The 24,217-nt window shown below is 72.9% G+C and carries 20 protein-coding genes; 10 read left to right on the forward strand and 10 right to left on the reverse strand.

Going from position 1 to position 24,217, the window contains the following annotated elements; all coding sequences use genetic code 11:
- Positions 1-108: 108 nt before the first annotated feature.
- Both ACF07B_RS15725 and ACF07B_RS15730 read right to left on the reverse strand, forming a co-directional pair.
- Positions 109-1,611 carry a VCBS repeat-containing protein gene (locus ACF07B_RS15725; protein WP_392179353.1) on the reverse strand — a complete coding sequence of 501 codons (1,503 nt, stop codon included), beginning with the start codon at positions 1,609-1,611 and terminating at the stop codon, positions 109-111.
- 172 nt (positions 1,612-1,783) lie between these two features.
- Positions 1,784-3,043 carry an amidohydrolase family protein gene (locus tag ACF07B_RS15730; RefSeq protein ID WP_362392740.1) on the reverse strand — a complete coding sequence of 420 codons (1,260 nt, stop codon included), beginning with the start codon at positions 3,041-3,043 and terminating at the stop codon, positions 1,784-1,786.
- A 246-nt stretch (positions 3,044-3,289) separates the two neighbouring features.
- Between ACF07B_RS15730 and ACF07B_RS15735 the strand changes: the two genes are divergently transcribed.
- Entirely contained in the window at positions 3,290-6,244 is a 2,955-nt protein-coding gene (locus tag ACF07B_RS15735) for a BTAD domain-containing putative transcriptional regulator (protein ID WP_392179354.1), read from the forward strand.
- A 229-nt stretch (positions 6,245-6,473) separates the two neighbouring features.
- Positions 6,474-6,653, forward strand: coding sequence for a hypothetical protein (locus ACF07B_RS15740; protein WP_326787167.1), 180 nt, complete (start codon positions 6,474-6,476; stop codon positions 6,651-6,653).
- A 101-nt stretch (positions 6,654-6,754) separates the two neighbouring features.
- Here ACF07B_RS15740 and ACF07B_RS15745 read toward each other — a convergent pair whose 3' ends face one another.
- Entirely contained in the window at positions 6,755-8,371 is a 1,617-nt protein-coding gene (locus tag ACF07B_RS15745; RefSeq protein ID WP_392179355.1) for a FadD3 family acyl-CoA ligase, read from the reverse strand.
- 98 nt (positions 8,372-8,469) lie between these two features.
- Between ACF07B_RS15745 and ACF07B_RS15750 the strand changes: the two genes are divergently transcribed.
- The 3 genes from ACF07B_RS15750 to ACF07B_RS15760 all read left to right on the forward strand — a co-directional run bounded on the left by ACF07B_RS15750 (position 8,470) and on the right by ACF07B_RS15760 (position 10,988).
- The gene (locus ACF07B_RS15750; RefSeq protein ID WP_392179356.1) at positions 8,470-9,618 is read left to right on the forward strand and encodes a lipid-transfer protein; all 1,149 of its coding nucleotides are present in this window, start codon (positions 8,470-8,472) and stop codon (positions 9,616-9,618) included.
- Positions 9,619-9,774: 156 nt separating this feature from the next.
- Complete coding sequence (locus ACF07B_RS15755; protein WP_392179536.1) at positions 9,775-10,200, forward strand: Zn-ribbon domain-containing OB-fold protein; 426 nt, start codon at positions 9,775-9,777, stop codon at positions 10,198-10,200.
- The gene (locus ACF07B_RS15760) at positions 10,197-10,988 is read left to right on the forward strand and encodes an enoyl-CoA hydratase/isomerase family protein (protein WP_369482636.1); all 792 of its coding nucleotides are present in this window, start codon (positions 10,197-10,199) and stop codon (positions 10,986-10,988) included. The genes ACF07B_RS15755 and ACF07B_RS15760 overlap by 4 nt, the downstream gene beginning before the upstream one ends.
- Before the next feature lie 219 nt (positions 10,989-11,207).
- Here the strand turns inward: ACF07B_RS15760 and ACF07B_RS15765 are convergent, their stop codons facing one another.
- Together ACF07B_RS15765 and ACF07B_RS15770 are read right to left on the reverse strand one after the other, a co-directional pair.
- A complete protein-coding gene (locus tag ACF07B_RS15765) occupies positions 11,208-13,538 on the reverse strand; it encodes a PQQ-binding-like beta-propeller repeat protein (protein ID WP_392179357.1) in 2,331 nt (776 codons plus the stop codon).
- A 393-nt stretch (positions 13,539-13,931) separates the two neighbouring features.
- Entirely contained in the window at positions 13,932-14,666 is a 735-nt protein-coding gene (locus ACF07B_RS15770) for a VOC family protein (RefSeq protein WP_369484686.1), read from the reverse strand.
- Between the two features lie 253 nt (positions 14,667-14,919).
- Between ACF07B_RS15770 and ACF07B_RS15775 the strand changes: the two genes are divergently transcribed.
- Entirely contained in the window at positions 14,920-15,567 is a 648-nt protein-coding gene (locus ACF07B_RS15775; protein ID WP_369484687.1) for a TetR family transcriptional regulator, read from the forward strand.
- Between the two features lie 190 nt (positions 15,568-15,757).
- On the opposite strand, the gene ACF07B_RS15780 is transcribed toward ACF07B_RS15775, so the two are convergent.
- Both ACF07B_RS15780 and ACF07B_RS15785 read right to left on the reverse strand, forming a co-directional pair.
- Positions 15,758-16,312, reverse strand: a complete 555-nt coding sequence (locus tag ACF07B_RS15780; protein ID WP_392179358.1) for a nitroreductase family deazaflavin-dependent oxidoreductase — start codon at positions 16,310-16,312, stop codon at positions 15,758-15,760.
- A gap of 77 nt (positions 16,313-16,389) precedes the next feature.
- Entirely contained in the window at positions 16,390-17,577 is a 1,188-nt protein-coding gene (locus tag ACF07B_RS15785; RefSeq protein ID WP_392179359.1) for an acyl-CoA dehydrogenase family protein, read from the reverse strand.
- 137 nt (positions 17,578-17,714) lie between these two features.
- Between ACF07B_RS15785 and ACF07B_RS15790 the strand changes: the two genes are divergently transcribed.
- Both ACF07B_RS15790 and ACF07B_RS15795 read left to right on the forward strand, forming a co-directional pair.
- Positions 17,715-18,908 (forward strand): acetyl-CoA acetyltransferase, encoded by a 1,194-nt coding sequence (locus ACF07B_RS15790; RefSeq protein ID WP_392179360.1) that lies wholly within the window; start codon positions 17,715-17,717, stop codon positions 18,906-18,908.
- A 67-nt stretch (positions 18,909-18,975) separates the two neighbouring features.
- The gene (locus ACF07B_RS15795) at positions 18,976-19,632 is read left to right on the forward strand and encodes a pyridoxal 5'-phosphate synthase (protein WP_392179361.1); all 657 of its coding nucleotides are present in this window, start codon (positions 18,976-18,978) and stop codon (positions 19,630-19,632) included.
- A 125-nt stretch (positions 19,633-19,757) separates the two neighbouring features.
- Here ACF07B_RS15795 and ACF07B_RS15800 read toward each other — a convergent pair whose 3' ends face one another.
- Positions 19,758-20,630 (reverse strand): GNAT family N-acetyltransferase, encoded by an 873-nt coding sequence (locus ACF07B_RS15800; RefSeq protein WP_392179362.1) that lies wholly within the window; start codon positions 20,628-20,630, stop codon positions 19,758-19,760.
- A 211-nt stretch (positions 20,631-20,841) separates the two neighbouring features.
- Here ACF07B_RS15800 and ACF07B_RS15805 point away from each other — a divergent pair, with 211 nt between their 5' ends.
- The gene (locus ACF07B_RS15805) at positions 20,842-21,468 is read left to right on the forward strand and encodes a GNAT family N-acetyltransferase (RefSeq protein WP_392179363.1); all 627 of its coding nucleotides are present in this window, start codon (positions 20,842-20,844) and stop codon (positions 21,466-21,468) included.
- Here ACF07B_RS15805 and ACF07B_RS15810 read toward each other — a convergent pair.
- Both ACF07B_RS15810 and ACF07B_RS15815 read right to left on the reverse strand, forming a co-directional pair.
- Positions 21,451-21,870 (reverse strand): Zn-ribbon domain-containing OB-fold protein, encoded by a 420-nt coding sequence (locus tag ACF07B_RS15810; protein WP_392179364.1) that lies wholly within the window; start codon positions 21,868-21,870, stop codon positions 21,451-21,453. The two genes, ACF07B_RS15805 and ACF07B_RS15810, sit on opposite strands and share 18 nt — an antisense overlap.
- A gap of 98 nt (positions 21,871-21,968) precedes the next feature.
- Positions 21,969-22,421, reverse strand: coding sequence for a DoxX family protein (locus tag ACF07B_RS15815; RefSeq protein ID WP_384237689.1), 453 nt, complete (start codon positions 22,419-22,421; stop codon positions 21,969-21,971).
- Positions 22,422-22,770: 349 nt separating this feature from the next.
- Between ACF07B_RS15815 and ACF07B_RS15820 the strand changes: the two genes are divergently transcribed.
- A complete protein-coding gene (locus ACF07B_RS15820) occupies positions 22,771-23,982 on the forward strand; it encodes a flavin-containing monooxygenase (protein WP_392179365.1) in 1,212 nt (403 codons plus the stop codon).
- The last annotated feature ends 235 nt before the right edge of the window (positions 23,983-24,217 follow it).

Here is a 24,217-nt window from a genome sequence, read left to right on the forward strand (position 1 = left end):
TTGAATGGGACTCGCACATAGTCGTCGCTGACGCCACGTCAGACAAGAGGAAGCCCCGGCGGAACATGTCCGCCGGGGCTGTTTCCCGGGAGAGGCCCGTGAGGTGCGTCAGCGGGCGAAGCCGCGGCCGAAGTGAGCGTCGGTGTAGGGCGCGCCGAGGCCGACGGGCCCGAAGGAGACCGAACCGGAGGCGGTCGGGCCGGTGCCGCCGGAGCGGAAGGCCCAGACGCCGCCGGTGGAGGTGTTCTCGCCGCACGCGGAGACGTACAGCTCGGCACGGCCGTCGCGGTTGGTGTCGGTCAGCGCGGTGTACCCGCCGAAGAGGTCGTTCTTCTCGGCGGTACCGGGCACACCCGTGGTGTCCTGGCTGAAGGACACGGCGCCGCGGCCGGTGAGACCGGACGCGCCGCCGCGCAGCAGGGCCACGCCGCCCGCCGAGGCGACCTTGCCGATGGCCTCGCCCGGGGTGCCGACGGCGACGTCCGCGTAACCGTCGCCGTTGACGTCCCCGACGGAGACGCCGAGGCCGAAGTCGTCGCCCTTCTCGGACACTCCGGGCACGCCCGCCGTGTTCTGGTTGATCACCGTCGTACGGGAGGTGTCGGGCCCGCTCGCCGAGCCGTACACCACGCCGACCTGCCCGCCGAGGAGCGCCGGCTCGACGGATTCCTCACCATGACCGTCGACGGGACGCCCGATGACGAGGTCGGCGTACCCGTCCTTGTCCACGTCGCCGATGCCGAGGCTGGAGCCGCCGGGCACCAGAGCGCCGTCGGCCCTGGTCAGTTCGACCGGGGTGCTCAGCCCCTGCCGGGTGCCGCGGAGGTATTCGACGCGGTAACCGACGCCCGGCCCCTCCTCGTCGGGGGTGTGGATGAGCGCGACGAGATCGGTGATGCCGTCGTGGTCGATGTCCCCGGTGGCGACGTCGTCGGTGTGCGGGGGCGTGTCGATGTCGTAGTCGGCGTCGAAGGCGAGCTTCCCGATCGACGCGGCACCGGCGGTGCGGGTGAACGGACCGGACAGCAGATGGTTGTCCGCGGCCACGTCGGGGTGACCGTCGCCGTTGAAGTCTCCGACGGTGGCGTTCCGGGGCCTGGTCTGGTCGAGCATGGTGCCGGTCTCCACGACCGTGCCGCCGGACAGCCCCGTCTTCCCGCCCCAGACGACGGTCAGGCTGCCCGCCTGCTGCACGGACCCGACGCCCTCGTTCGGGGCGCCGACGACCAGGTCCGTGTACCCGTCGCCGTCAAGGTCGCCGACGGACAGGCCCCAGCCGAACCAGTCGTCGCTCTCGGCGGCACCCGGTATGCCGGGCGAGTCCTGGCTGATGAGCTGCCGGTGCCGGGTGTCCAGCCCCTTCGAGGAGCCGTACACGACGCTCACGTACCCCGCGCCGGCGTACCCCGCCCCGTTGGACCCGCCGATCCTTCCCCAGGGGGCGGCGACGGCGAGGTCCGTGTGCCCGTCGCCGTCGAAGTCGGCACGCACGCTCGTCGCCCCGGCGCTCGCCGTACCGGCCGCGTGCGCGCTCACCGGACCGACGACGGCTCCGGCGACGGCCACGGCGACCATGAGGCCGAGGCGAGAACCAAACCTGCGTCTTCTCATGGGGAACCCAACTCCTGCGGTGAAAGAGCAGCCATCCGGCGGAGGAGCCAAGATCCTCACTCCTCCGCCGGTACGACTCCCCCGGCGGCGGCAGGGTTGCCCTGGAGGACAGCGGGATTTCCCGGACCGTCAGCCGGTTTTGCCCCTCGGGCGCGCTCGGCGCCCCGAGCCCTCAGCCCGCCCAGAGCCCGTCCTCCGTCAGCCCCAGCAGCTCGATCGCGTTCCCCCGCACGATCCGCTCGACGACGTCCGGGGCCAGGTGCCCCATCTGGGCCTCGCCGACCTCCTTCGACTTCGGCCAGGTGGAGTCGGAGTGCGGGTAGTCGGTCTCGTAGAGGACGTTGCCGACACCGATCGCGTCGAGGTTCCGCAGCCCGAACGCGTCGTCGAAGAAGCAGCCGTACACGTGGTCGGTGAACAGCTCGGACGGCGGCCGGTGGACCTTGTCGGCCACCCCGCCCCAGGCGCGGTTCTCCTCCCACACCACGTCGGCGCGTTCCAGGATGTACGGGATCCAGCCGATCTGGCCCTCCGCGTACATCACCTTCAGGTTCGGGAAGCGCTCGAACTTGCCGCTCATCAGCCAGTCGACCATCGAGAAGCAGCAGTTGGCGAAGGTGATCGTGGAGCCGACCGCGGGCGGCGCGTCGGCCGAGGTCGACGGCATCCGGCTGCTGGAGCCGATGTGCATGGCGATGACGGTGCCGGTCTCGTCGCAGGCGGCGAGGAAGGGGTCCCAGTCGTCGGTGTGCACGGACGGGAGCCCGAGATGCGGCGGGATCTCGGAGAAGGCCACCGCGCGCACACCGCGGGCGGCGTTGCGCCGTACCTCGTCCGCCGCGAGCCGGGCGTCCCACAGCGGGACGAGCGTCAGCGGTATCAGACGCCCCCGGGCGCTGGGGCCGCACCACTCCTCCACCATCCAGTCGTTGTAGGCCCGCACCGCGAGAAGGCCCAGCTCACGGTCGGCGGCCTCGGTGAACGTCTGCCCGCAGAACCGGGGGAAGGTGGGGAAGCAGAGGGCGGACTGGACGTGGTTGACGTCCATGTCGGCCAGCCGCTGCGGCACGTCGTACGAGCCGGGGCGCATCTGCTCGTAGGTGATGACTTCGAGCCGGATCTCGTCACGGTCGTAGCCCACGGCCGTGTCGAGGCGGGTGAGGGGCCTGTGCAGGTCTTCGTAGACCCACCAGTCCCCGACGGGACCCTCGTCGCCCGGAGCGCCCATCACGGGGGCGAACTTCCCGCCCAGGAAGGTCATTTCCTTCAGGGGCGCGCGGACGATGCGGGGTCCTGTGTCCTGGTACTTCGCGGGCAGCCGGTCCCGCCAGACGTCGGGCGGTTCGACCGTGTGGTCGTCCACCGAGATGATCCTCGGGAAGGCGGTCCCTGCGTCCGCCGAGCGGCTCTGCGCGGTTTCCGTGGTCTCCATACCGGCCACGGTAGCGCTGATCTGACGGCCCGTCAGCTACCTGCGGGCGGCCCACCGGACGCCCTGCGGAGCACCCGGCCGAGGGCGGCGCGGGGATGAACGGGCGGGGATATGTGAGGAGCCTGTGTGAGGACCGTGTGACCTACCGGGCCGCACCTTGTGATCGCTGTCTCGCACGGCTGACGCATCCGCCATGAACAAGGCAAACTGGCCTCGTTGTACTGACAGTTCGGCAGGGGGACAGCGATGGACGGTGTGCCGCGGGTACCGAAGCAGTGGCATCCGGGCTCCGAGGAGCCCGTGGCGTTGCGCTTCAGCGTGCTCGGCCCGGTGCGCGCCTGGCTCGGCGACGATCCGCTTCCGGCCGGGTCCCCGCAGCAACGCGCCCTGCTGGCGGCGCTGTTGCTCCGCGACGGCCGCACCGCCACGGCCTCCGAACTCATCGACGCCCTGTGGGGCGACGAGCCCCCGTCCCAGGCGCTGGCCGCCCTGCGCACGTACGCCTCCCGCCTGCGCAAGACGCTCGGCGCCGCGGTGCTGGTGAGCGAGTCCGGCGGCTACGCCATCCGCTCCCTGCCCGAGGGCGCCCTCGACCACGTGAACGCCCAGGAACTCGCCGCCGACGCCGACAAGGCGCGCGCGGCGGGCGATCTGTCCCGCGCCCGCGACCTGCTCCGGGACGCCCTCGCCCTGTGGGACGGCGAACCGCTCGCGAGCATCCCCGGCCCCTACGCGGAGACCCAGCGGGCCCGGCTGGAGGAGTGGCGCCTGCAACTCCTCGAATCCCGGCTCGACATGGACCTGGAACAGGGCTTCCACTCGGAGGCCGTCTCCGAACTCACCGCGCTCACCGCCGCGCACCCGCTGCGCGAACGCCTGCGGGAACTGCTGATGCTGGCGCTGTACCGCTCCGGCCGCCAGGCCGAGGCCCTCGCCGTGTACGCGGACACCCGGCGGCTGCTCGCCGACGAACTGGGGGTGGACCCGCGGCAGGGGCTGAAGGAACTCCAGCAGCGCATACTCCAGGCGGACCCGGGCCTCGCCGAGCCCTCCGCCCCGAAGGCGGAGCCCGTCGTCGCCCTCGTCCGCCCCGCCCAGCTCCCCGCGACCGTCACCGACTTCACCGGCCGGGCGTCCTTCGTGCAGGAACTGAGCGACGTCCTCGCCGCCGCGTCCTCCGAGGAGGGCCGCGTCATGGCCGTCTCGGCGCTCGCGGGCATCGGGGGCGTCGGCAAGACCACCCTCGCGGTGCATGTGGCCCACCAGGCCCGCGCGGCCTTCCCCGACGGACAGCTCTACGTCGACCTGCAAGGGGCCGGATCGCGGGCGGCCGAACCGGAGACGGTCCTCGGCGCCTTCCTGCGGGCCCTCGGAACGGCGGACTCCGCGATCCCGGACTCGCTGGAGGAACGCTCGGCCCTCTACCGCTCCGCCCTCGACGGCCGCCGCGTCCTGGTCCTGCTGGACAACGCCCGCGACGCCGCCCAGGTGCGGCCGCTGCTGCCCGGCATGGAGGGCTGCGCCGCCCTGGTGACCTCGCGCATCCGGATGGTGGACCTGGCGGGTGCCCACCTGGTGGACCTCGACGTGATGTCCCCCGAGGAGGCGCTCCAGCTCTTCACGAAGATCGTGGGCGAGGAGCGGGTCGCCTCCGAGCGGGAGGCCGCCCTCGACGTGGTCGCGGCCTGCGGCTTCCTCCCGCTGGCCATCCGCATCGCCGCGTCCCGGCTCGCCGCCCGCCGCACCTGGACGGTCTCGGTGCTCGCGGCGAAGCTCGGCGACGAGCGCCGCCGGCTGGACGAACTCCAGGCCGGCGACCTGGCCGTCAAGGCCACCTTCGAACTCGGCTACGGCCAGCTCGAACCGGCGCAGGCGCGCGCCTTCCGCCTGCTGGGCCTCGCCGACGGCCCGGACATCTCCCTGGCCGCCGCCGCGGCGGTGCTCGCCCTCCCGGCCGAGGCCACCGAGGACCTCCTGGAGTCCCTCGTCGACACCTCCCTGCTGGAGTCGGCGGCCCCCGGCCGCTACCGCTACCACGACCTCGTACGCCTCTACGCGCGTGCGTGCGCCGAACGCGACGAACAGCCCCCGAGCGAACGGGCGGCGGCACTGTCCCGGCTGCTGGACTTCTACCTGAGCACGGCGGCCGGGGTGTACGCGATCGAGCGCCCCGGCGACCGCCTGGTGGACCACCTGGAGCCGACGGCGTATCCGGGCCTGGCGTTCGAGGACCGGCACCGGGCGCAGGACTGGCTGTACTCGGAGGCGATCTCCCTGCTGGCGTGTGTCCGGCAGTCCACCAAGGGGGGATTCCTCCGGCGCTCGGTCGACGCGCTGTGGGCCTCCGTGGACCTGGCCGAGTCCGGCACGAACTCCAAGGCGTACGAGGGGGTCGCCTCCGCGCTGCGGGAAGCCGCCCAGGAGGCCGCCGACCCGCACGCCGAGGCACGGGCCCTGGTCACCCTGGCCTACGTCCACTACTACACCGGCCGCTTCGACCCCGCCCGCGAGGCCGCCGCGCAGGCCCTCGAACTCGCCGCCGAGACGGACCACCTGACGAGCTGCTGGGCCTCCAACACCCTCGGGGTGATCGCCCTCCTGCAGAACCAGTACGAGGACGGCGAGGCGCATCTCACGCGGGCGATCGAGAGCTTCCGGGCCTGCCACGACCGGGCCGGCGAGGCCAGCGCCCTGTGCAACCTCTCGCGTATCCACCTCGCCACCGGACGCACCGGCAGCGCCGTGTCGCTGGCCCAGCAGGGCACCGACATGTACGACGACATGGGCCACGCGCTGAAGGGCGCCAACGGCCGTTACGCGCTGGGCCTCGCCCTCACCCAGAGCGGCCGGCTGGCGGAGGCGACCGCCCGGCTCGGGGAGGCGCTCACGGTGTTCCGCAGCAGCCGCCAGCGGCTGTGGGAGGGCATGTCCCTGTTCCGCCTCGCGGAGGCCGACATCGCCGCCCAGCGCCCGGCCGCCGCGGCGACCAACGCCGAGACGGCCCTGACGGTGCTGCGCGGCATCGGCGGCGAGTGGCGCCGGGGCAACGTCCTCGTCGTGCTCGGGCAGGCGCTGAACGCCATCGGCCACTCCGGCCGGGCCCAGGTCTGCTGGCGCGAATCCCTGGACATCTTCCAGACGTTGGGGGCTCCGGAGGCCGCCACGGTCAGGGCGCTCCTCAATCCGCTGGCCGTCGCCTAGGAGTCCTCCGGGACTTCATAGGTGTTCGCATGCCGGGGCGTTCATCGTTCGTTTATCGCGGCACGGCAGTCTCTGTGTTGTCGATCCGTCGCGTCGGGGGGCAGACGGGACGACCTGAGGCCGTAGCACTAAGGTGATCGGCCCCGAGTGCCCGTCCGGCGGCCCACGGGGGAGCTGCCGGACGGGCCGCTCCAAACAACGCACCAAGACTGTCAGGGGGACAGCCACCATGAGCGACACCAACAGCACCGACAACATCCACGCCACGGACGAGCCGACGGGCGGGGCCTCCACGGACAACATCCACGCCACGAGCGAGCCGCTCACCGGCAAGAACCTGATCACCAAGGACGACGGCACCGGCGACGCCTCGACGGACAACATCCACGCGACGGACGAGCCGGTCTAAGTCCCACCTGGGGGGGGCGGACTTACACCACACGGGGATCGACCGCGGCGGCGCGGAGGGGGAGCCGCCGCGGTCGCCGTGCGTCCGGGCGCGGCACCCCACTACCGCCCCCGCAGCTCGCCCTTCACCACCTTCCCGCTCGCGTTGCGGGGCAGTCCGGTGACGAAGGCGATCGTGCGGGGCACCTTGTAGTTGGCCATTTCGCGGCGGGACCAGGTGATCAGGTCGTCGGCCGTGAGGGCGGAGTGCGGGCGGCGGACGACGTAGGCCCTGCCGACCTCGCCGAGGCGGCTGTCCGGTACGCCGACGACCGCCACGTCGGCGACATCGGGGTGCAGGCCGAGCAGTTGCTCGATCTCCGCGGGGTAGGCGTTGAAGCCGCCGACGATGAACATGTCCTTGATCCGGTCGGTGATGCGGAGGTTGCCCTCGGCGTCGAGGACGCCCACGTCGCCCGTGCGCAGCCAGCCGTCCGGGGTCAGGACCTCCGCCGTGGCCGCCGCGTCCTCGAAGTAGCCGCTCATCACGTTGAAGCCGCGGACCAGGACCTCCCCGGGGGATCCGGGGGCCGCCGGGGCTCCCGAGGCGTCCACCACCCGCACCTCGGTGTCCGGGATCGCCCGGCCCGAGGTCGAGGCGATCACCTCCGGCCGGTCCCCCCTGCGGCACATGGTGACGATGCCGCTCGCCTCGGAGAGGCCGTACGCCGTCAGGACCGTGTCCACGCCGAGCTCGGTGCGCAGGCGCTCGACCAGGCGCAACGGGACCACGGCGGCACCGGTCACCACCAGCCGCAGCGCGGAGAGGTCGTACGTGTCGCGGGCGGGGTGGTCGAGGAGGGACTGGTGGAGGGTGGGCGGGCCGGGGAGGACGGATACGCGTTCCGCGGCCACGTTCGCGAGCACCGTGTCCACGTCGAACACCGGCTGCGGCACCATCGTCGCCCCGCGCATCAGACAGGCGATGATCCCGGCCTTGTAGCCGAAGGTGTGGAAGAAGGGGTTCACGATCAGATAGCGGTCGCCCTCGCGCAGACCGGCGAGGTCGCTCCAGATCGCGTAGCCGCGCAGGGTCTGCGCGTGCGTGATCAGGGCGCCCTTGGGCCGGCCCGTGGTGCCCGAGGTGAAGATGATGTCGGAGGGGGAGGTGCCGGACACGGCAGCGCCCCGGCGGCGTACCTCGTCGCTCCCCACACCCTCCCCGTCCGCCAGGAAGTCCTTCCAGGTACGGAAGTCGGCGGGAGCGTCGTCCGCGAGGACCACCACCCGCTCCAGGTGCGGGAGTCCGGGGAGCGGGCCGGCGGCGGGTCCGGGGGCCGCCTCCCCGGGCTCCCCCGCCGCCCGGCGCAGCGACGCCACGTAGGACGTGCCGAGGAACGTTCCCGTCACGAAGAGCAGCTTCGCCCGGCTCCTGGCCAGCACGTACGCCGCCTCGGTGCCCTTGAAGCGGGTGTTGAGGGGGACCAGGACCGCCCCGGCGGACACCGCGCCGAGGGCGGAGACGATCCAGTCGAGGGTGTTCGGGGCCCAGATGGCCACCCGGTCCCCCACGCGGACACCGCTCGCCATGCAGGCGGCCGCGGCGCGTTCCACCCGGGCACCCAACTCCGCGTAGGAGACGCGCGTCCGGCCCTCGACGACCGCCTCGCGGTCCGCGAAACGGGCCGCCGCCGACCGTACAAGACCCGGGACGCCGCCCCATTCCAGATCACCGCGCATCGCGCACCTCCCGCCGAAGCACCACTAGCTGACTGACCGTCAGATTAGCTGTAGCCTGACGGACTGTCAGCAGCCGGGACCGTGTGCGGAGGTCACCCATGCCAGGGCTCAAGGACGCCACAGCCGTCGTCGGAATCGGACAGACCGCCTTCGCGAAGCACCTCCCGGAGTCCGAGAAGACGCTGGCCTGCCGCGCGATACTCGCCGCGCTCGACGACGCCGGCATCGCGCCCGCGGAGGTCGACGCGCTCGCCTCCTACACCATGGAGGAGACCGACGAGGTGGAGGTCGCCAAGGCCGTCGGGCTCGGCGACCTCACCTTCTTCAGCAAGGTCGGCTACGGGGGCGGCGGTTCCTGCGCCACCGTCGCGCACCTCGCCGCCGCCATCACCGCCGGCCAGGCGACGGTGGGCGTGGCCTGGCGCTCACGCAAGCGGGGCAGCGGGCCGCGCCCCTGGAAGAACACGGCCGTCCAGCTCCCCACCCCGGCCCAGTGGACCCGGCCCTTCGGGCTGCTGCGGCCCGCCGACGAGATCGGGCTGCTCGCCCGCCGGTACATGCACGAGTACGGGGCGACCCGCGACCACCTCTTCAACGTGGCGCTGGCCTGCCGCAACCGGGCCAACCAGAACCCGGCCGCGATGATGTACGAACGCCCGCTGACCCGCGAGATGTACATGACCGCCCGCTGGATCAGCGAACCGCTCTGCCTCTTCGACAACTGCCTGGAGACGGACGGCGCGCTCGCCTGCGTGATCGTGTCCGCCGAGCGGGCCCGCGACTGCCGGCAGCGGCCCGTGTACGTCCACTCGGCCGCCCAGGGCCTGCCCGCCCAGCACCACGGGATGGTCAACTACTGGAACGACGACCCGCTCACCGGACCCGCCTGGACCGCCGCCCGGCACCTGTGGAAGCACGCCGACCTCACTCCCGAGGACGTGGACGTGGCACAGATCTACGACGCGTTCACGCCCCTGATACCCCTCTCGCTGGAGGGATACGGCTTCTGCGGGCGCGGGGAGGGCGCGTCCTTCACGGAGGGCGGCGCGCTGGAGATCGGCGGACGGCTGCCGGTCAACACCGGGGGCGGCGGGCTCAGCGAGGCCTACGTGCACGGCTTCAACCTCATCAACGAGGGCGTGAAGCAGTTGCGGGGCACGAGTACGGCACAGGTGCCGGGAGCGGCGACCTGTCTGGTCACGGCGGGGGAAGGGGTCCCGACCTCCGCACTCCTGCTGAGGAGCTGAGGAGCCGGGATGGCTGAGACGACTGAGACCGCCGGGACAACTGACACACCTGACACGGCTGAGATGACCGGGACGGCCAGGACGGCCGGCACGGCCGCGGGTTCCGGGACCGACGGGGCGGGCCGGACGGACCGGACGGACCGGACGCAGGAGCCTCTGCTGTCCCCCGTCCTCGACGACGACGGGGCGCCCTTCTGGCGGTACGCCGCCCGGGGCGAACTCCGCGTCCAGGCCTGCGCCGACTGCGGTGAACTCCGCTTCCCGCCGCGCCCCTGCTGCCCGCACTGCCACTCCTTCGCGGACGACTGGCGCAGGATGAGCGGGCGGGGCCGGATCTGGTCGTACGTCGTCCCGCATCCACCGCTCCTTCCCGCCTACGCGGCGCTGGCCCCGTACAACGCGATCGTGGTGGAGCTGGACGAGGCGCCGCGGATACGGCTGGCCGGGAACCTGGTGAGCGGCCCGGACGAGCCCATCGGCTCCGTTCCGGCGCGGCGGATCCGGATCGGGGCCCGGGTGCAGGCCGTGTTCACCGAGGTGAACGGCGTCACCGTGCCGCGCTGGGTCCTGGAGCGGGCGTGAGCGGGGCGGCCGGAGCCGGCGGGCTCGTGGTGAGCGTCGACAAGGACGCCGGGGTCGCCGTCCTCACGCTCGACCGGCAGGACCGGCTCAACGCCATCGACCTCCCGACGGCCGCCGAACTGGTCGCCGCCTGGCGCGAGTTCCGGTTCGACGACACCGTACGGGCGCTCGTGGTCACCGGCGCGGGACGGCGGGCCTTCTGCACCGGGATCGACCGCGGCGCCGAGGTGCCGCAGCCCGACTCCCCTTACATGGTGGACGATCCGCTGGCCGCGATCGGCCCGAAGGCCAACGGCCTGTGGAAGCCCGTGATCGCCGCCGTGAACGGGATCGCCTGCGGCGGCGCCTTCTATCTGCTGGGCGAGTCCGAGTTCGTCGTCGCCGACGAGGAGGCCACCTTCTTCGACCCGCACACGACGTACGGCATGGTCAGCGCGTACGAGTCCGTCTACCTCGCGCAGCGGATGCCGTTCGGGGAGGTGGCGCGGATGGCGCTGATGGGAACCGCCGAGCGGGTCTCCGCACGGCGGGCGCACGAGGTGGGGCTGGTGTCCGAAGTCACCCCGCCGGGCGGGGCGTTGGCGGCTGCCGTCGCGTGCGCGACGGTCATCGCGTCCTACCCGGCCGAAGCCGTCCAGGGGACCGTACGGGCGCTGTGGTCGGCGCAGGAGGCGACCCGTGCGGCCGCCCTGGCGCACGCTCCGCAGCTCGTCTCCCTCGGAAACCTGCCGGGCGAGCGGCAGGCGGAGCTGTTCTCGGCACGCCGGCCGGGATTCCGGCTGCGCTGAGGGCCGCCCGGACGGCGGGCGGTCGAACCCCGCTCCCGTCCGGCCGGAGAAACCCTCGCAGCGGGCAGGAGCGGGCCTCGCTCCCTGTGGCGGGCCGGTCACAGCGGGCGTAGCCTCGGCACCCGGAACGGCTTCCGCAGGCCGTCCGCGTGAACGACGGCCGCCGTCCGGAGACCCTTCCGTGCCCGGTACGGCGGCCGTCACACGGTTCGGGTCCCCTCACGTGGTGCGTGCGGTCCCGGTGCCCTTCTCCGCGTCCAGCGCGTACACACAGCGGTCCTTGCTGCACGCGTACACGACGCCGTCCTTGACCACGGGCGCCCCGGTGATCTCGCCTCCGGTGGCCAGCTTCCAGCGCAGGCGCCCGTCGTCGGCCTTCAGGGTGTACAGGAGATGGTCCGTGGACCCGAAGTGGATACGGCCCTCGGCCACCGCGGGGGCTCCCACCAGGTCGCCGCCTGCCTGGAAGCGCCACTTCGGGGTGCCGGTGACGGCGTCCAGCGTGTACAGGCCCTTGCCGCTGCCCACATGGACGTGTCCGGCCGCCACCAGGACCGGCTCGGCGGAGGCGCGGGACTCGGTGGCGATGCGCCAGCGGTCACGGCCGTCGGTCGCGTCGAGGGCGTACACCGTGCCGAGGTAGTCGGCGAGGTAGACACCGCCGCCCGTCACCGCCGGGCCCGGGGCGAAGGCGGGCGGGCAGAGGAAGACGGCCGGGGCCTCGAAGTGCCAGCGGACGCGACCGCTCGCCGTGTCGACGGCCAGGACGCGGGTGCCCGCGGAGATGTAGACGTAGCCGTCGGGCGCGTGGGTCATACGGACCGGCACACCGCCGCAGGAGGCCGCGTCACCGATCGGGTACGACCAGCGCTCCTCGCCCGTACGGGCCTCCAGAGCGCGCAGCCGCCCGTCCTTCCAGACGAACACGGTGCCGTCGTGGATCGACGGACCGGCCTCCGGGGACTCGAAGTCCGTCTGGGCGCCGCTGATCTCCCAGAGCTTCTGGCCGTTCGCCGCCTCCCAGGCCTGGACGCCGCCGCCGCGCGTGCCGGTGACGACCGTTCCGCGGTCGGCCTGGAGGGAGTAGACCCAGGCGTCCGTGGACAGGCGCCACAGGTCCGCGCCCTCCCTGGCTTCGAGCGCGTACAGCGTCGGCCCGTCGGACGCGTGGATGCGGCCGTCCGCCACCGCCATGGACCACGCCACGTCACGGGTCTTGAAACGGCGCCGGCCGGTCGCCACGTCGAGGGCGTGCACCTCGAAGGAGGTGACGTAGACGAGGTCGCCGGCGACCGAGGGAGTGCCCCAGACGTCGTTCGACATCCGGAAGCGCCAGGGGCGCCAGCCGGCCGGAGCGTCGGGCGCCGGGGGCGCGACCGTGGGTACCGGCGCCGGTTCGGCGCCGTTCACGCCGATACGCGGCCGGGACCAGGACGCCGCGAGCCCGGCTTCCGGGGGCGGCGCCTTCACGGCCGCGGCGCGGGCGTCGAGCACCCGGGGGCCGGGGCCGATGGGCACCGGGGCGCCCGCGAGGCGCACGGGCCCGGTGTCGGGTGCTCCCACGGGCACCGGGGCGTGCGACGGGGGCGGCGGCACGGTGGCACGCCCCCCGCCGCTGCGTCCGCTCGACCCGGCCGGCTGCTTGACCGGCGGGCGGCCGCCGCGCCGGGTCTCGATCAGGCCCACCGCGCGCTCGGGCAGCCACGCCGACGCCGTACCGCTGTCGTCGGAGCCGGAGCCGAAGAGATGGGGTGCGAGCTGGGCCTGGAGGTCGGCGGGGTTGGGGCGGGCCGTGGCGTCCATCTGCATGCAGGACTCGATGAGCGGGCGCAGCTCGTCCGGGAGGCCTTCGAGGTCCGGGCCCTCTCGGAGGAGCATGAAGACCGTCTCGACGGGGTTGGCGCCGTGGAAGGGGGCGTGTCCGGTGGCCGCGAAGACGAGCATCGAGCCGAGGGAGAAGACGTCGCTCGCGCCGGTGACGCTGCGCGAGTCCTTCGCCTGCTCGGGCGACATGTAGGCGGGGGTGCCGACGGCGACGTTGGTCATGGTCAGACGGGTGTTCGAGACGCCGGACGCGATGCCGAAGTCGATCACGCGCGGTCCGTCCTCGACCACGAGGACGTTCGAGGGCTTCAGGTCACGGTGGACGAGTCCGGCACCGTGGATCGACTGGAGCGCCTCCGCGACACCCGCCGCCAGCCAGCGCACGGCCTGGGCCGGGAGCGGCCCGCACTCATTCACTATCTCTTCGAGCGAGGGAGCGGGCACGTAGGCGGTGGCCAGCCACGGCACGGCGGCCCGGGCGTCGGCGTCGACCACGGCCGCCGTGTAGAAGCCCGACACGGCGCGGGCCGCCTCGACCTCGCGCGAGAAGCGGACCCGGAACAACTGGTCCTCGGCGAGCTCGGTCCTGACCGTCTTGATCGCCACGCGCCGGCCCGAGGCCGAACGCGCGAGATAGACCAGCCCCATGCCGCCGGCACCCAGCCGTCCCAGCACCTCGAACGGCCCGATCCGGCGCGGATCGTGCTGCGTCAGCTGATCCACCACTTGCCTGCCACCTCCCCGTACGGGTCACGTCATCCACGTATGAACGCGGCCCAGTGCAGCGTCTCACCACCGCACCGCCCTGGCGGCACGCACCCCGATTCTTCCTGGCCGAGCCGCCGGTTGCGAACCCGGGGCCGGATCGGGGTGTCTCGTGACAAAACAACCGCCCCGACAGAAGTACGGCCGTCAGGGCGCCACGGTTCAGGGCCGAAATGCGCCTCTCACCCCAGAAGTACCCCGCTCCGGCACCCGGAAGTGCCGTCCCTCACGTCGAAATGCCGTGCCCCTGACCGCAGAAGCGTTTCGGCCCGATCCGCCGCAGCATCCCCCGATGTCCTTGAACGATGAAGCACTCTCACCGTCGGTACGCCATCACCGCTGGTCGGAGAACCCTCACCGTTCCAGCACGGCGAACGACGCCCCCTGATTGTCCGTGACGACGGCCACCCGCCCGTACGACGTGTCGAAGGGTGTCACCTGGACACGGCCGCCGAGCCTGTTCACCGTCCCGAGTGTCTCCTCGCAGTCCTCGACTCCGAAGTGGACGAGGAAATGCGGCGGCATCTCGGCCGGAAAGACGCCCGTCACGGGAACGCGGCCGAAATCGGGGGTCGCGTCGGGCCCGAACAGCGCGTCGTGGAACAAGGTTCCGTAGAAGCGGTCGACGGTCGCGGTGTCGCGCGCGTACAGCTCGGCCCAGCAGAACGTGCCGCGCTCGTGCCGCCTGGCGAAACCGGGGTGGGTGCCGGGCTGCCAGAGGCCGAGCACGGCGCCCTCCGCGTCGGTGGCGAGGGCGGCCGTGCCCAGCTCGCCCGACGAGCCCACCGCCGTGGGCACGGAGATGATCCCGCCGCCCGCCGCCACGATCCGCCGGGTGAGCGCCACGACGTCCGGCGTCGCGAAGTACACCGTCCACACGGTGGGCATGCGCCCGTCCAGTTTGGGCGTGAGCGCGGCGACCGGCTCACCGTCCAGCTCCGCCCAGCCCTGCGGACCGGACTCCTCGGAGAACGTCCAGCCGAAGAGCTCGCCGTAGAAGCGCTTGCCCGCCTCCACGTCGGGGAGCTGTGCGTCGACCCAGCAGGGCACACCCTCGGGGAACCCGGCGACAACGGCTGATTCGGCCATGCGGCCAAGTTAACGGCCCCGCCGGTATCCCGCAGGGCGTGCGCACCTGCTCCGGTGACGCCCCGTCCCTGCTCAGGGGCCCCGCCACGGCTCGCGGGCCGTGCGTCGAGCGGGCCCGGAAAGCTCTCACAAACCCTGACGAACTCCTCGTCGAACGTCCTCCGAACCCCCTTCGGACCCCCGTGATGTACGGCCGCACCCCATTTGCAGTCGGCCGAATCGCGCTCCGATCACCCCTCGGTAAGCTGACGGCATGACAGGACAAGTGCGTACCGTCGACGGCCGCGTGGCCGGACGACGTGGGCAGGCGACCCGGCAGAAGCTGCTCGACTGCCTCAGCGAGATGCTCAGCTCATCGCCCTACCGGGATGTCAAAGTCATTGACGTCGCCCGGAAGGCGGGCACTTCACCGGCGACCTTCTACCAGTACTTCCCGGACGTCGAAGGCGCCGTCCTGGAGATCGCCGAGCAAATGGCCTCCGAGGGCGCCGCGTTGACCCGGTTGCTCGAAGGCCGTTCCTGGGTGGGCAAGGCCGGCTGGCAGACCGCCCAGGAACTCGTCGACGGCTTCCTGGAGTTCTGGCGGAAGAACGACGCGATCCTGCGCGTGGTCGATCTCGGCGCCGCCGAGGGCGACAAGCGGTTCTACAAGATCCGCATGAAGATCCTGAACTCCGTGAACAACTCCCTCACGGATTCGGTCACCGAACTCCAGGCCAAGGGGAAGGTCGACAAGGACGTCAACCCGGCCGCGATGGCCGGTTCCCTCGTCGCCATGCTCGCCGCGGTCGCCTCGCACCAGAAGGGGTTCCAGACCTGGGGCGTCAAGCAGGCCGAACTCAGGCCGAACCTGGCGCTGTTGGTGTATCTGGGCGTGACCGGGAAGAAGCCGACGAAGTAGATCCCCGCGTCGGTACGCTCCAGTTCCTGTCATGCGGGCGGCAGTTCGTCCCGGAGAACGATCCGGTGGACTGGCGCCCGCTGCGCTGCGCGGACGCCGCCGAGGACCCGGCCGGCCGCCCGTTCATCCGCGCCACCGGTTCTCCGCGCCACCGGTTCGGCCCGGCCGTCCGATCATCCGGACCGCCCGTTCACCCCGCCCCGGGCCCGCCCTTCCCGGCCTCCGCCTTCCCGGAGTCGGCCGGCACCGCCCGGCGCACGATCCTGAAGAGCCGGATCTCCCGGTCCACTCGCGCCTGATAGGTGGCGTACGGCGGCCAGAACGCCAGCACCGCCGTCCAGACCGCGTCCCTCTCCTCGCCCGTGAGGAGCCGGGCGGTCACGGGAACGTCCTCGCCCTTCCAGCTGACGACGGCGTCGGGGTGGGCGAGCAGGTTCGCGGTCCAGGCGGGATGGCCCGTACGGCCGAAGTTGGACCCGATGAGAATCCAGCCGGACCCCGTCGCACCGGCCGCCGCACCCGAGGTGCCCGTCTCCGGCATGCAGGCCAGCGGGGTACGGCGCTCCAGGCCGCTCCTGGCGCCGCGCGCGGTCAGCACGACCCCCGGCAGCATCTGGGCGCTGAGCAGCACCTTCCCGCGGGTGAGCCGGTGCACGGCGCGGTCGAGGGCCGGGATGAGACGAGGGGCCACCCTGGCGAACGTCCGGGTGGAGGACACCCGCTGCACCAGTCGCACACCGGGCATCCTTCTCGCCCCGGTCCCCGTCCGGGCCCTCCCGCCGTCGCCCGTACCGCTCCCCGTACGCGAACGCCGCGCCGCCATCAGACCGTCACCTCTCCGCCGTCGAAGAGCCGCGCCGCGTCGGCCGCGTGCGCGCGCAGCCGGTGGACGGGGCCGAAGAGCAGTTCGTCGCCGGAAGCGCGCTTGAAGTAGAGGTGGACGTCGTGCTCCCAGGTGAAGCCGATGCCTCCGTGCAGCTGGATGCCCTCGGAGGCGGCGGTGCGCAGCGCGTCCAGCGCCTGGGCCAGCGCGAGGGCGCCCACACGTTCGCCGCCCGTCCCGGTGGCCCACGCCGCGTAGTACGCCGCCGAGCGGGCCGACTGCACGCCCACGTACACGTCCGCGAGCCGGTGCTTGACGGCCTGGAAGGAGCCGATCGCCCGCCCGAACTGCTCCCGCCGGCCCACGTGTTCGACGGTGCGCTCCAGTACGCGGTCGGCGGCGCCCACGGCCTCCACCGCGAGGACGGAGGCGGCGGCGTCCCCGACGGAGGCCAGGGCCGCGGGCACGTCGGCCCCGTCGTCGCCCAGCAACTCGGCCTCCACGTCACGCAGTTCGAGCCTGGCCTGCGGCCGGGTCGGGTCCAGCGAGGTCTGCCGTGCGCGGACCAGACCGCCGGCGTCGCCCCTCACCAGGAACAGCAGCGTCCGCGACCGCGCGAACCCGCCGGTGTGCGCGGCCACCACCAGCAGCCCGGCACTGTGCCCGTCGAGCACCTGCGCCGCCTGCCCGTAGAGCCGCCACACGCCGTCCGCCCGGCGGGCCTGGACACCCCCCGCACGGCCGCCGCCGGCCCAGTCGCCGCGGTTGTCGCCGGTCAGCGCGAGGGCGGTGGCCAGGCCCGTGCCGGGGACCGCGAGGGCGGCGGTCAGCGCACCCGAGGCCAGCGACGGCAGCAGCGCGGCACGCTGCGGCCCGGTGCCGAGGGCCAGGATCAGCGGGGCGGCGAGTACGGCGGTGGACAGCAGCGGCGAGGGGGCGAGAGCGCGGCCCGACTCCTCACAGGCCAGGGCGAGTTCGGTCATCGAGCAGCCGACACCGCCGTACGTCTCGGGGAGGGCGAGTCCGGGCAGTCCGAGCCGGCGCGCGAGGGCCTCCCAGAGCGCCGGGTCGTAGCCGGCGGGGGTCGGCTCGGCGGCGCGCAGCTCCTGCGGGCCGCATCGCTTCACCAGCACCTCCCGCAGCGTGCGACGGATCTCCTCCTGCTCCGCGGTGAGACGGGCGTCCATGGGCGGGCTCCTCCCTCGTCGGGGGGCTGATCCTGATAGCTGATCTGACGGGCCGTCATGTTAGGGCGGGGGGTCCCAGATGCACAGGGGTGCGACGGCCTCCCGGAGGGACGGTTATCTGATGTACCGTCAGATTCATGACGCATGCCACCCCGGGCCACAGCCGTCGAAAGGCCGCCGTCGTCGGCGTATCCCTGTCCGACTGCGGCCGCGTGGACGAGGCGACTCCCTACGCGCTGCACGCCCAGGCCGCGCGCCGCGCGCTGGCCGACTCCGGCCTCGACCGCTCGGTGATCGACGGCTTCGCGTCGGCGGGCCTCGGCACCCTCGCACCAGTCGAAGTGGCCGAATACCTGGGGCTGCGGCCCACCTGGGTCGACTCGACCTCCGTCGGCGGCTCCACCTGGGAGGTCATGGCGGCCCACGCGGCCGACGCCATCGCGGCGGGCCACGCGAACGCCGTCCTGCTCGTCTACGGCTCCACCGCCCGCGCCGACATCAGGGCGGGCCGCCGCACCGGCACCCTGTCGTTCGGCGCCCGGGGCCCCCTTCAGTTCGAGGCCCCGTACGGCCACACGCTCATCGCCAAGTACGCGATGGCCGCGCGCCGGCACATGCACACGTACGGCACCACACTCGAACAGCTCGCCTCGGTGGCGGTCCAGGCCCGCGCGAACGCGGCCCGCAACCCGGAGGCGATGTTCCGCGAGCCGGTCACTGTCGACGACGTCCTGTCGGGGCCGATGATCGCGGACCCCTTCACCAAGCTGCACTGCTGCATCCGCTCCGACGGCGGCGCGGCGGTACTGCTGGTGGCCGAGGAGTACGTGCGCGACTGCCGGACGGCCCCGGTGTGGGTGCTCGGCACCGGCGAGCACGCCTCCCACACCACCATGTCCGAGTGGCCGGACTTCACCGTCTCCCCGGCGGCGGTGAGCGGCCGGCTCGCCTTCGAACGTGCCGGAGTCCGCCCGGCCGAGATCGACTTCGCCGAGATCTACGACGCCTTCACCTACATGACCCTGGTGACCCTGGAGGACCTCGGCTTCTGCGCCAAGGGCGAGGGGGGCGCCTTCGTGGACGCGGCGAAGGGGCGGCTGCTGGTGGGCGGGGAACTGCCGGTGAACACGGACGGGGGCGGACTGTCGGCCCAGCACCCGGGTATGCGCGGCCTGTTCCTGCTCGTGGAGGCCGTACGGCAGTTGCGCGGCGGCCTTCCGGAGGAACGGCAGGTACGGCGGCCCGACGGCACACTGCCCGAGCTGGCCGTGGCGTCCGGGACGGGCGGCTGGTTCTGCTCGTCGGGGACCGTGGTGCTGGGGCGGGGGTGAGGGCCGGGGCCCGGTGTACGGGGTGGTGCCGTGGGACGTCCGGCCGCACCGGGTGATACTCGGAACCATGGAACCGGATCTTCATGAGCTGCTGAGATCGCTGCGGGTGTGGGACACCGAGCTGCCCGGCTTCGACCCGGAGAGTGCTCCGGCGGACCCGCTGACCCTGTTCACCCGGTGGTTCGCGGAAGCGGTGGCGGCCGGGCAGCCCGAGCCGCACACGATGACGCTCGCGACGGCCGACGAGGACGGTCTGCCCGACGTCCGGACGGTGATGCTGCACGGCGCGGACGACGACGGCTGGGCGTTCGCCTCGCACGTGACGAGCCGCAAGGGACGCCAGCTGGCCGCGCGGCCGTACGCCGCTCTCGGCTTCTACTGGCCCGCGCGGGGGCGCCAGATCCGGCTTCGCGGCCCGGTCACCGTCGCGTCCCCCGAGGAGGGCCAGGCGGACCTGCACGCCCGCTCCACGGGTGCGCTGGCCGCCGCTCTGGTGGGCCGGCAGAGCGAAGTGCTGCCCTCGCGGGCCGAGTTGGACCGGGCCTCGGACGCGGCCTGGGATCAGGCCGAGAGCGCCCCGCACTCCCCCGCCCCCACCTGGACGCTCTACCGCCTCCGTCCGGACGAGGTCGAGTTCTTCCAGGGCGACGCCCGCCGGCGCCACGCCCGGTTCGTCTACCGCCGCACGGAGACCGGCTGGACCACCGGGCTGCTGTGGCCGTGACCCCGACGGTGACCACGGACACGGCACCCTGATCCCACCGGGCACACCCCACCCCGCAGATCCGGCCCCCCATGCCGCCCGCGCTGCCCATGCCGCCCGCGCTGCCCGCGCTGCCCGCGCCCGGCCTACGCCTCGTACGTGAAGTCGTACGTCGCGAAGTCGGAGACGGGACGGTAGCCGATGCGCTGGTACAGGCCGTTGCTGGTCGGATTGGCGAGGTCGGTGAAGAGCAGCACCTCCTGGACACCGGCGGCGACCGCCGCGCGGCTCACCTCGGCGGTGACGGCACCGGCGTACCCCCGGCCGCGCAAGGGCGCCGGGGTGTAGACGGGGGCGACCCGGAGCTGTCCGGCGACCGGCGGTGTCACGCCCGCCATGGCGACGGGGGTGCCGTCGGGGTCCTCCCAGAGGGTGATGCCGCCGTAGGAGATCCGGTCGTCGGCCCAGGCGCCACCGTCACGGTACGCACCCTCACCGATGGCCTCGGCGAACTCCTTGTACCAGCGGGCGAGGAGGTCCCTGTCGCGGGCGTCGGCGACCCTGGGACGGCCGGGCGGCGCGGGCTCGGGCGGTGTCAGGCCGCCGAGCCGGTACAGCCGCTCGCTCCGGAGCAGCGCCGCCCTCGCTCCGGTCCGCCGCCCCCAGGCCTCGGTGAACGCCTCGACGGTGCCCGTGTCGGCGGAGACCCCGGGCAGCTCGATCTCCGCCTCCGCCAGCAGGACGGCGAGCGTCTCCACGCCCCGCTCGTCCAGCGGGGTGAGGTTCAGCCGGTACGGCGGCGTACGGAAGAAGGCCGCGCGGACCGTCCCGTCCCGCTCCAGGGCTCCGAAGACCGGCGCGCTCTTCCCGTACTGGCCCATCCCCCGCCTGCGCAGCGCCTCCGTCACGGTCAGCGCGACGGTGTGCTGCGCGGGCCGCGACCGGAGGAAGTCTCCGGCGCCCGCGAGAAAGGCGTCGAGGTCACGGGTGAGCTGCCAGTCGTACGTCACGGAGGTCATGTCCGATGATCCCGTGCGGCCACGGCGCCGTGCCTCCGAATTTCGGCGCGGGCGCGGGCATCCCGCCGTATCCTGGCCCCGCCACCGTCCGCGCCCTGTCCGTGTCCCGGTCGGCTGCCCCCGTGTTCCTGGTCGGGTCGGCTGCCCCTTTCCGGTGAGCACGGACGGTTCGGGGAGTGACCCGTGGGTCCGGAGGGGTTTGAATGGCTGGATGGCCGACGCCCATGTGCAGTTCTCCGTTCAGCCCGCCCCGGAACTGACGGGCCTGGGACTGCTGCTCCGTCCCTGGGACCCGGAGTCCGACGCCGACGTGTCGGCGTATCTGCGCGGGCTGACCGATCCCGAGTTCCAGCGCTGGAACACCCCGCTCAGGTTCGTCCGGGACATCGACACCGCCCGGGAGGCACTGCGGACCCGCGTCGCGGCGGCGACGAGCGGCACCGGGATCTCCTTCTGCGTCACCGACGCCGGGACCGGCGAGACCCTGGGCCATATCGGCGTCAACGAGATCGACCACGTCATGAGCTGCGCCCGCGTCGGCTACTGGGTCCTCCCGGAGTGCCGCGGCCGCCAGGTCGCCACCCGCGCGCTCACCCTCACAGCCCGCTACGCCTTCACCGGCCTCGCGCTGCACCGTCTCGACCTGGGCCATGCCGTGGGCCACGACGTGTCCTGCCGGGTCGCCGAACGCTGCGGATTCCGGCACGAGGGGACGCTGCGCGGAGCGATGTTCGAGGCCGGCCGCCATGACGCGTTCCGCGACGTACACGTCCACGGACGCCTGGCGACGGATCCCGATCCGGCGCCCGGCCAAAATCCCTCACCCGCCGGCGCGTGACGCGGGCCGGAACACGGGAATCCCCGACCGGAAGGCCACCTCCAGCTCCATCCCGATCCGCAGCGCCGCTTCCTCGCACTCGACCACCTCGGTCATCATCCGGGGGCCCTCGGCCAGGTCGACGACGGCCGCGGCGTACGGCACCCGCCCGCCGAACGGCGGCAGTTCGTTGCGGTGGACGACGGACCAGGTGTAGAGCGTGGCGCGTCCGCTCGCGGGGCGCCAGTCCACGTCCTCGCTCCAGCAGTGCGGGCAGAACTCGCGGGGGTAGTGGTGAACGCGGTCGCAGGCCGCGCAGTGCCGGATCAGCAGCCGCCCCTCGGCCGCCGCGTCCCAGTACGGCCGGGTGAGGGCGTCGGCCTCGGGAACGTCGAACCCGCCACCGGGACCTGCCGTGCCCACCGGCCCCGTCGCGCCCCCCGGCGCCCCCGCGCCCACCGGAGCCGTCGCACCCCCTGAAGGCACCGGACCCGCGCTTCCCGCGCTCCGGGCGGTCCCGCTCACCCGAAGAGTCCCAGGGCGTCGTCCAGGGACCATGTCTGCCAGGACATCCCGAACAGACCGACGGCCGAGACCAGCGCCATCATCGCGTTCTGCCCCTGTTCCGCCCAGTCGTGGATCATGAGGGTGAAGTAGAGGACGTTGAGGAGCAGGCCCGCGACCAGCGCGACGGGAGTCAGCAGTCCGGCCACCAGGCCGAGACCCAGCGCCAGTTCCGCGTACACGACCACGTACGCCATCGTCCGGGGGCGCGGGGCGACGATCGTGTCGAAGCCGGACCGCACGGCGTTCCACCGGTGCTTGGACGCGATGTCCGCCGCCCACGCGATTCCGGTCCCGCGCTCGAACCAGCCCTTCTTGTCCTTGTGCCGCCAGCTCTCGAACCACCACAGCCCGAGCCCGATACGGAGCACGGCCAGCCATTCCGCCCCGCCGAGCCAGATCGTGTCCATGGCCGAACCTCCCGCAGAGCCGACGTATCTGACGGAACGTCAGTTTCAACTCTCCGGGACGCCCGCACAAGAGGCCGGCACCCGCCGGCCGGGAGCACGCGAGCGGCCCGCCGCCGCCCGGCACCGTTCCACCCCTCCCCGGGGGCGCGCGGAGCCGATCCCGCTCTCCCGCACACGGCGTACACCCCGGCGCTCACCTGCGACGACGGCACGCTTCCGCACATCCCCACCCCATCGAAGTGACCTACGCCACCAGGCCCACCCACCCCTCCCACAGTCGTGACCAGTTCGCAACCGATTCCCCTCTTGACCGAGACCTATCAAGCAGAGGCGTGATTACGCTCGCGCTATGGCCGACTCGACTGCTTCCACGACCTCCCTCACGGTGCCCTCCCACGAGGACCGCCCCGTGTACGTGATCGGAGGCGGTCCCGGGGGGCTCGCGGCGGCGTACGCCCTGCGCGCCCGCGGCGTACGAGCCGTCGTACTGGAGAAGTCGGACCAGGTCGGAGCCTCCTGGCGGGGCCACTACGACCGGCTGCACCTGCACACCACCCGGCGGCTGTCCGCGCTGCCGGGGCTGCCGATGCCGCGCTCGTTCGGCCGCTGGGTCGCGCGCGACAACGTGGTGCGCTACCTGGAGAAGTACGCCGAGCACCACGCCCTGGAGATCGTCACGGGCGTCGAGGTCTCCCGCGTCGAGCCCGCCCCCGGGGGCGACGGCTGGCTGCTGCACGCCACCGGCGGACGCGAGCTGACCGGCAGCGCGGTGGTCGTCGCGACCGGCTACAACCACACCCCGCGCGTCCCCGACTGGCCCGGCCGCGACACCTACACCGGCGAGCTCCTGCACGCCGGCGAGTACCGCAACCCCACCCCCTACGCGGGCCGCGACGTCCTCGTCGTCGGCATCGGCAACACCGGAGCCGAGATCGCCGTGGACCTGGTCGAGGGCGGCGCCTCGCGCATCCGGCTGTCCGTCCGCACCGCGCCGCACATCGTGCGCCGCTCGACGGCGGGCTGGGCCGCGCAGTTCACGGGCATCGCCGTACGGCGGCTGCCCGTGCGCCTCGTGGACGCGCTCGCCGGGCCGATGGCGAAGCTGAGCGTGCCCGACCTGGCGGCCCAGGGCCTGCCCCGCCCCGGCACCGGGCTCTACTCCCGCGTCAACGAGGGCTCCATTCCCGTCCAGGACGTCGGTCTCATCGACGCCGTCCGCAAGGGGAAGGTCGAGATCGTGGCCGCGGTGGAGGGGTTCGAGGACGACAAGACAGTCCTCGCCGACGGAAGCCGGATCGACCCCGACGTGGTGATCGCCGCGACCGGCTACGCCCGAGCCCTGGAAGGCATGGTCGGACACCTCGACGTGCTCGACGGCCGTGGGCACCCGGTCGTCCAGGGCGGCCACACCCCGCAGAACGCCCCCGGCCTGTACTTCACCGGCTTCACCAATCCCATCAGCGGCATGTTCCGCGAACTCGCCCTCGACGCGGAGAAGATCGCGAAGGCAGTGTCCCGGCACACCCCCAAGGCCGGATCCACCCCCCAGCCCACCCGCTGACGCCCGGCCCCCGACGTCCACACCCACCCAGGACAGGTTCTCGCCCCCTCCGCCCCTACCCGTCCCGCACCTGGGGCTCCGCCCCAGACCCCGCTCCTCAAACGCCGGAGGGGCTGAATTTTCCCCGCACCCGGGATCCGACGCGAGGGGCCGTGCCGGTACATCGATGCCCGTCGCCACCGACGCCCACCCCTCACCCAACGGCGACGGGCTGATGCACCGGCACGGCCCCGAC

Source organism: Streptomyces sp. NPDC015532, from assembly GCF_043078065.1.
In the GTDB taxonomy this organism is placed as follows: Bacteria; Actinomycetota; Actinomycetes; order Streptomycetales; family Streptomycetaceae; genus Streptomyces.

What these genes read in the sequence shown, in the direction of transcription:
- ACF07B_RS15805 (WP_392179363.1), top strand. Translation starts at nt 20,842, where the DNA reads ATGGCCGACGCCCATGTGCAGTTCTCCGTTCAGCCCGCCCCGGAACTG.
- ACF07B_RS15780 (WP_392179358.1), bottom strand. Translation starts at nt 16,312, where the DNA reads ATGCCCGGTGTGCGACTGGTGCAGCGGGTGTCCTCCACCCGGACGTTC.
- ACF07B_RS15785 (WP_392179359.1), bottom strand. Translation starts at nt 17,577, where the DNA reads ATGGACGCCCGTCTCACCGCGGAGCAGGAGGAGATCCGTCGCACGCTG.
- ACF07B_RS15815 (WP_384237689.1), bottom strand. Translation starts at nt 22,421, where the DNA reads ATGGACACGATCTGGCTCGGCGGGGCGGAATGGCTGGCCGTGCTCCGT.
- ACF07B_RS15735 (WP_392179354.1), top strand. Translation starts at nt 3,290, where the DNA reads ATGGACGGTGTGCCGCGGGTACCGAAGCAGTGGCATCCGGGCTCCGAG.
- ACF07B_RS15750 (WP_392179356.1), top strand. Translation starts at nt 8,470, where the DNA reads ATGCCAGGGCTCAAGGACGCCACAGCCGTCGTCGGAATCGGACAGACC.
- ACF07B_RS15795 (WP_392179361.1), top strand. Translation starts at nt 18,976, where the DNA reads ATGGAACCGGATCTTCATGAGCTGCTGAGATCGCTGCGGGTGTGGGAC.
- ACF07B_RS15770 (WP_369484686.1), bottom strand. Translation starts at nt 14,666, where the DNA reads ATGGCCGAATCAGCCGTTGTCGCCGGGTTCCCCGAGGGTGTGCCCTGC.
- ACF07B_RS15725 (WP_392179353.1), bottom strand. Translation starts at nt 1,611, where the DNA reads ATGAGAAGACGCAGGTTTGGTTCTCGCCTCGGCCTCATGGTCGCCGTG.
- ACF07B_RS15800 (WP_392179362.1), bottom strand. Translation starts at nt 20,630, where the DNA reads ATGACCTCCGTGACGTACGACTGGCAGCTCACCCGTGACCTCGACGCC.
- ACF07B_RS15740 (WP_326787167.1), top strand. Translation starts at nt 6,474, where the DNA reads ATGAGCGACACCAACAGCACCGACAACATCCACGCCACGGACGAGCCG.
- ACF07B_RS15820 (WP_392179365.1), top strand. Translation starts at nt 22,771, where the DNA reads ATGGCCGACTCGACTGCTTCCACGACCTCCCTCACGGTGCCCTCCCAC.
- ACF07B_RS15745 (WP_392179355.1), bottom strand. Translation starts at nt 8,371, where the DNA reads ATGCGCGGTGATCTGGAATGGGGCGGCGTCCCGGGTCTTGTACGGTCG.
- ACF07B_RS15790 (WP_392179360.1), top strand. Translation starts at nt 17,715, where the DNA reads ATGACGCATGCCACCCCGGGCCACAGCCGTCGAAAGGCCGCCGTCGTC.
- ACF07B_RS15775 (WP_369484687.1), top strand. Translation starts at nt 14,920, where the DNA reads ATGACAGGACAAGTGCGTACCGTCGACGGCCGCGTGGCCGGACGACGT.
- ACF07B_RS15730 (WP_362392740.1), bottom strand. Translation starts at nt 3,043, where the DNA reads ATGGAGACCACGGAAACCGCGCAGAGCCGCTCGGCGGACGCAGGGACC.